Origin of the sequence: Streptococcus sp., assembly GCF_019414905.1 — a bacterium.
Classification (GTDB): Bacteria; Bacillota; Bacilli; order Lactobacillales; family Streptococcaceae; genus Streptococcus.
In genome coordinates, this window is record NZ_DXLC01000054.1 from 1 (window position 1) to 4,869 (window position 4,869).

General features: G+C 42.7%; 3 protein-coding genes and 1 pseudogene. 2 read left to right on the forward strand and 2 right to left on the reverse strand.

Going from position 1 to position 4,869, the window contains the following annotated elements:
* On the forward strand, positions 1-1,943 hold a 1,943-nt coding region (locus tag QZ359_RS01365), incomplete at its 5' end, for an ATP-dependent Clp protease ATP-binding subunit (protein ID WP_293955879.1).
* A 59-nt stretch (positions 1,944-2,002) separates the two neighbouring features.
* Here QZ359_RS01365 and QZ359_RS01370 read toward each other — a convergent pair.
* Entirely contained in the window at positions 2,003-2,485 is a 483-nt protein-coding gene (locus tag QZ359_RS01370; RefSeq protein ID WP_000032548.1) for an S-ribosylhomocysteine lyase, read from the reverse strand.
* Positions 2,486-2,579: 94 nt separating this feature from the next.
* Positions 2,580-4,064 (reverse strand): DUF1846 domain-containing protein, encoded by a 1,485-nt coding sequence (locus tag QZ359_RS01375; RefSeq protein ID WP_293955883.1) that lies wholly within the window; start codon positions 4,062-4,064, stop codon positions 2,580-2,582.
* Between the two features lie 152 nt (positions 4,065-4,216).
* On the opposite strand from QZ359_RS01375, the pseudogene dexB reads away from it, so the two are divergent.
* A pseudogene (gene dexB, locus QZ359_RS01380) lies at positions 4,217-4,869 on the forward strand (glucan 1,6-alpha-glucosidase DexB); the annotation flags it as partial.

The window sequence follows — 4,869 nt, forward strand, 5'->3', positions numbered from 1 at the left end:
GAAATGCAGAAACTGATGGACAAATGCCACAACAGGCTTCAAGTATGAAACAAGACGGTGTCCTTGCAAAACTAGGTCGAAACTTGACTGCAGAAGCGCGTGAGGGCAAGCTGGATCCTGTTATCGGACGAAACAAGGAAATTCAAGAAACATCTGAAATTCTTTCACGCCGTACTAAGAATAATCCTGTTTTGGTCGGAGATGCAGGTGTTGGTAAGACAGCAGTTGTCGAAGGTCTTGCTCAAGCGATTGTGAATGGTGATGTTCCAGCTGCTATCAAGAATAAGGAAATTATTTCAATTGACATCTCTGGTCTTGAGGCTGGTACTCAATACCGTGGTAGTTTTGAAGAAAACGTTCAAAACTTAGTCAATGAAGTGAAAGAAGCAGGGAATATTATTCTCTTCTTTGATGAAATTCACCAAATTCTCGGTGCTGGATCTACTGGAGGTGACAGTGGTTCTAAGGGACTTGCAGACATTCTTAAGCCAGCCCTCTCTCGTGGAGAATTGACAGTGATTGGGGCAACGACTCAAGATGAATACCGTAACACCATCTTGAAGAATGCAGCTCTTGCTCGTCGTTTCAACGAAGTCAAGGTCAATGCTCCTTCAGCAGAGGATACATATAAAATCCTTCAAGGAATTCGTGATCTCTATCAACAACACCACAATGTTATCTTGCCAGATGAAGTTTTGAAAGCGGCAGTGGATTATTCTATTCAATACATTCCTCAACGTAGCTTGCCAGATAAGGCTATCGACCTTGTGGACGTAACGGCAGCTCACTTGGCAGCTCAGCATCCTGTAACAGATGTGCATGCTGTTGAACGAGAAATCGAAGCGGAAAAAGACAAGCAAGAAAAAGCAGTTGAGGCAGAAGATTTTGAAGCAGCTCTAAACTATAAAACACGCATTGCAGAATTGGAAAAGAAAATCGAAAACCACACAGAAGATATGAAGGTGACTGCAAGTGTCAACGATGTAGCTGAATCTGTAGAACGAATGACGGGAATTCCAGTTTCACAAATGGGAGCATCAGATATCGAACGTTTGAAAGATATGGCTCATCGTCTGCAAGACAAGGTAATCGGTCAAGACAAGGCGGTAGAAGCGGTAGCTCGTGCTATCCGTCGTAATCGTGCCGGTTTTGATGAAGGCAATCGCCCAATAGGTAGCTTCCTCTTTGTAGGACCAACTGGGGTTGGTAAGACGGAACTTGCTAAGCAATTGGCGCTCGATATGTTTGGTACTAAGGATGCTATCATCCGTTTGGATATGTCTGAATACAGTGACCGCACAGCCGTTTCTAAGCTAATTGGTACAACAGCAGGCTATGTGGGTTATGATGACAATAGCAACACCTTAACGGAACGTGTTCGTCGCAATCCTTACTCTATCATTCTCTTGGATGAAATTGAAAAGGCTGATCCTCAAGTGATTACCCTTCTCCTCCAAGTATTGGATGACGGTCGTTTGACAGATGGTCAAGGAAATACGGTGAACTTCAAGAACACTGTTATTATAGCGACATCAAATGCTGGATTTGGCTATGAAGCCAACTTGACAGAAGATGCGGACAAACCAGAATTGATGGACCGTTTGAAACCATTCTTCCGTCCAGAATTCCTTAACCGCTTTAACGCAGTCATTGAGTTCTCACACTTGACGAAGGAAGACCTTTCTAAGATTGTGGATTTGATGTTGGCTGAAGTCAACCAAACCTTGGCTAAGAAAGACATTGATTTGGTAGTCAGTCAAGCGGCTAAGGACTATATTACAGAAGAAGGTTATGACGAAGTCATGGGTGTTCGTCCGCTCCGTCGCGTGGTTGAACAAGAAATTCGTGATAAGGTGACAGATTTCCACTTGGATCATTTAGATGCTAAACATCTGGAAGCAGATATGGAAGATGGTGGTTTAGTTATTCGTGAAAAAGCCTAAGACAGAGTTTTGAGGATAAAAAGAAGGAGCCAGCTGAAAAACTGGTTCCTTTTTTGTGTTTAGATGACATGGCGTTCAAAGGCATCATCTGAAATCCCTTGTTCCAAGATGAGTTTTGCCCATTCTTTAGCAGAAAAGAGGCTGTGATCCTTATAGTTTCCGCAAGATTCGATGGTTGTTCCAGGGACCTCTTCCCATGTAGTAGTCTCAGCGATTTCTTTGAGCGAATCCTTGATAACAGCTGCAATTTCAGCGCTGGTGTGGCGCCCCCACATGATCATGTGGAATCCTGTGCGGCAGCCAAATGGTGAGCAGTCAATCATACCGTCAATGCGGGTACGGATGAGTTTGGCTAAGAGGTGCTCGATAGTGTGAAGGCCAGCGGTAGGGATAGAGTCTTCATTGGGTTGCACTAAACGAATATCATAATTGGAGATGATGTCTCCCTTTGGCCCTGTTTCCTCCCCAATCAAGCGAACATAGGGTGCTTTAACAATAGTGTGGTCAAGTTCAAAACTTTCAACAATAACTTCTTTTGACATGGTAAATCCTTTCAGTTTTCTCTTTTTATTATAACATAAAGCTGACTCCTGATACAGAGAGAAAACCTCTCCGAGGGTGGAGAGGTTCGAATCTTTACTTACGATACAAGCGATCGTATTGGTAGTAAGGGTCAAAGGTTACATTGATACCCAATTTACGAAGGACATTCTTGTCTTCATCTGTCAAGATGATGGTTGAGTGGGCTTCGCTTCCTTTGAGGTTGCCAAGTTCTTCCATAGCACGAGCGGCATCAGGATTTTCTGTAGCTGTAATGGCAAGAGCAATCAGGATTTCATTAGAATGAAGGCGTGGATTGCGACTACCAAGATGATCGATTTTAAGACCTTGGATCGGTTTGACAACTTCAGGTTCGATGAGTTTTACTTCTTTAGGGATGTCAGCTGATTTCTTGATGGCGTTGATAAGAGCAGCGGCAGTTGGGCCAAAGAGTTCAGAGTTTTTACCGGTAACGATTTCACCAGAAGGTAACTCCAGAGCTAGAGCTGGACCACCTGTTTCTTCTGCTTTTTGACGTGCGGTAACAGCAACCTTACGGTCTGCAGGTGTGATGCCAAGGTCGTTCATGAGCAGTTGGATTTTTTTAACGGCCGTTTCACCGACTTTTTCAGCCTTGAAATCAAGCACTGTTTGATAGTAGCGACGGATGATTTCTTGTTTAGAGGCTTCGATAGCAGCTTCATTATCTGTAATAGCGAAACCAACCATGTTGACACCCATGTCTGTCGGTGAAGCGTATGGAGATTCACCAAGGATACGTTCTAACATGCGTTTGAGAACTGGGAAAATTTCAATATCACGGTTGTAGTTGACAGTAGTTTCTCCATAGGTTTGAAGATGGAAAGGGTCAATCATGTTGACATCGTCAAGGTCAGCTGTGGCAGCCTCGTAGGCCAAATTGACTGGGTGATGAAGGGGAAGATTCCAAACGGGGAAGGTTTCAAATTTAGCGTAGCCAGACTTGATACCATTGATTTGGTCGTGGTACATATTTGACATACAGGTTGCCAATTTTCCAGAACCAGGTCCAGGAGCTGTTACGACAATCAAGTTGCGACTGGTTTTGATGTAGTCATTTTTCCCCGTGCCTTCTGGAGAAATGATGTGATCCATATCCGTCGGATATCCTTTAATTGGATAATGAAGATAAGAATCAATCCCGTTTTTCTCAAGTTGGTTGCGGAAGGCATCTGCAGCTGGTTGGCCAGCGTACTGTGTGATGACAACGGAACCAACAAAAATCCCTAATTCATTGAATTTGTCAATCAAACGAAGAACTTCTTGGTCATAAGAAATGCCCAAGTCACCACGTGCTTTGGAATGTTCGATATTGCTAGCGTTAATAGCAATCACAACCTCAACCTGCTCTTTCAATTCTTGCAAGAGCTTGATTTTGTTGTCAGGCTCATAACCAGGAAGGACACGAGCAGCGTGGAAATCTTCTAACATTTTACCACCAAACTCCAAGTAGAGCTTGCCGTCAAATTGATTAATGCGCTCCAAGATATGGTCGCGTTGTAGATTCAAATATTGTTCAGAACTAAAAGCTTGTTTTTTCATTTTTTTACCTCTGACCTCTATTATAATAAAAAATTGGAAGTTAGGAAACTATGGAGCTAAAAAAGGAAGTAAAAAGATTAGGCAAACGCTTGCACAAAATTCTGAAAAGCGCTATCATAGACTGTAGATTATTAAAATAATGAGGTAAGAAGATGCAAGAAAAATGGTGGCATAATGCCGTAGTCTATCAAGTCTATCCCAAGAGTTTTATGGATAGCAACGGAGATGGAATTGGCGATTTGCCAGGTATTACCAGTAAGTTAGACTATCTAGCCAAGTTAGGGATTACAGCGATTTGGCTTTCTCCTGTTTATGACAGTCCTATGGATGATAATGGTTACGATATTGCTGATTATCAAGCGATTGCAGCTATTTTTGGGACCATGGAGGATATGGATCAACTGATCGCGGAAGCCAATAAGCGTGATATTCGTATCATCATGGACTTGGTGGTCAATCATACCTCAGATGAACATGCTTGGTTTGTAGAGGCCTGTGAAAATCCTGACAGCCCTGAGCGAGACTACTATATCTGGCGAGATGAACCCAACGACTTAGATTCTATTTTTAGCGGATCTGCTTGGGAATACGATGAAAAGTCAGGTCAGTACTATCTCCACTTTTTCAGCAAGAAGCAACCGGATCTCAACTGGGAAAATGAAAAACTTCGCCAGAAAATTTATGAGATGATGAACTTCTGGATTGATAAAGGCATTGGTGGTTTCCGTATGGATGTTATTGACATGATTGGTAAAATTCCTGATGAGAAGGTAGTTAATAACGGTCCTATGCTCCATCCTTATCT